General features: G+C 67.4%; 2 protein-coding genes. Both read right to left on the bottom strand.

Going from position 1 to position 1,812, the window contains the following annotated elements:
* Positions 1–199: 199 nt before the first annotated feature.
* Positions 200–1,369, bottom strand: coding sequence for an acyl-CoA dehydrogenase family protein (locus WA965_RS24050; protein ID WP_526300646.1), 1,170 nt, complete (start codon positions 1,367–1,369; stop codon positions 200–202).
* A 23-nt stretch (positions 1,370–1,392) separates the two neighbouring features.
* On the bottom strand, positions 1,393–1,812 hold a 420-nt coding region (locus WA965_RS24045), incomplete at its 5' end, for an aminotransferase class III-fold pyridoxal phosphate-dependent enzyme (RefSeq protein ID WP_526448152.1).

Genomic DNA, 1,812 nt, shown 5'->3' with positions numbered 1-1,812 from the left:
CGCGGCGGTAGCGGCAGCGACGGCCGCGTCGACGACCGAGGCGTCCGTGCCGCGGCCCTCGGCGACCACGATCCCGGGGTGGGCCGGGTTGACGCTGAGCAGCGAATCGCCCTGCCCGGACTGCCAGTCACCGGCGACCAGGTGCCGGATCTGCGTGGGGGCGGACATCAGCGCCTTCTCTTCTTCGCGCGAGCGCTCATCAGCGGAACGCCGGTAGGCCGGTCAGCGCCTTGCCGATGGCCAGCATGTGCATCTCGGAGGTGCCCTCGTAGGTCAGCACGGATTCCAGGTTGTTGGCATGGCGCAGCGGTGAATACTCCAGGGTGATCCCGCTACCCCCGAGCAGCGTCCGGCACTCGCGGGCGATCGCCAGCGCCTCCCTGACGTTGTTGAGCTTGCCGAGACTGACCTGCTCCGGACTCACCTCTCCGGCATCCTTGATGCGGCCCAGGTGGATGGCCAGCAGCATGCCTTTGCCGAGCTCGACGGTCATGTTCGCCAGCTTCTCCTGGGTGAGCTGAAAGCCTGCCAGCGGCCGGTCGAACACTTCCCGGGTCCGCGCGTAGTCGAGAGTCGTCTCCAAGCAGTCGCGGGCGGCCCCGAGAGCGCCGAAGACGATGCCGAACCGGGCCTCGTTGAGGCACGACAGCGGAGCACCCAGGCCGGTGGCGTGCGGCAGCTGAGCCGAGGCCGGAAGTCGCACTTCGTCGAGCACCAGCTCGGAGGTCACCGAAGCGCGCAGCGAGAGCTTGCGGTGAATCGGGTTGGCGGTGAATCCCGTTGTGTCGGTGGGTACCAGGAAGCCACGGATACCGTCGTCGGTCTGCGCCCAGACGGTGGCCACGTCGGCGAGATTGCCGTTGGTGATCCACATCTTCGTCCCACTGAGCACCCAGTCGTCGCCGTCGCGGCGCGCGCGGGTCCGCATTCCGGCGGGGTTGGAGCCGAAGTCCGGCTCGGTCAGCCCGAAGCATCCGATGGCCTCGCCGGTCGCCAGTCGGGGCAACCATTCGTCCTTCTGCTCGTCGGAGCCGAAGCGGTGGATCGAGAACATCGACAGCGAACCCTGCACGGAGACGAAGCTGCGGAACCCGCTGTCGCCGGCTTCCAGTTCCATGCACGCCAAGCCGTAGCTGACGGCGTTGGTGCCCGCGCAGCCGTATCCCTGCAGGTGCATCCCCAGAAGTCCGAGCTCACCGAACTTCCTTCCGAGTTCTTTTGGCAGAGTTGCAGATTCGAACCAGTCCGCCACATGGGGCTTGAGCTGGGTGTCGACGAACTTGCGGACGGTGGCGGCGATCTCGCGCTCGTCGTCGTCGAGCAGTCGTGCGGTGTCGAACAACTCCAGTGGCGCTGGGGTACTGGTCATCGGCGGAACTCCTAACGGGTGTCTCAGAGGGCGGCGAAGCCCTCGCGCAGCACACCGAAAGCCTCGGTGAGCAGTGCGTCGGAAATGGTCAGCGGTGGAAGGAAACGCAGGACGTTTCCGAAAGTTCCTGCTGTCAAGGTCAGTACGCCGTTGCGCTGACAGTGTCGGGTGAGCGCGGCAACGGCGTCGCGATGCGGTTCGCGGGTGCCGGGCAGAACCAGCTCGGCGGCGATCATCGCGCCGCGCCCCCGGATCTCGCCGATGACGTCGGTGGTGGCGGCGATCGACTGCAGCTCGGAGACCATCCGGCCGCCGATATCGCGGGCGCGGTCGAGGAGCTGATGGTCGTTGATCTCGTCGAAAACCCCGAGCGCGGCGGCGCAGGCGACGGGGTTGCCGCTGTAGGTGCCGCCGATCCCGCCCGGGTGCGCGGCGTCCATCAC

The sequence above is a fragment of the Mycobacterium sp. genome, from assembly GCF_049683935.1.
Classification (GTDB): domain Bacteria; phylum Actinomycetota; class Actinomycetes; order Mycobacteriales; family Mycobacteriaceae; genus Mycobacterium.
This window is presented reverse-complemented; position numbering and strand designations above follow the sequence as displayed.

Bases quoted from the DNA above. Each gene is read 5' to 3' on its own strand.
- WA965_RS24050 (WP_526300646.1), bottom strand. From the start codon at position 1,369: ATGACCAGTACCCCAGCGCCACTGGAGTTGTTCGACACCGCACGACTG.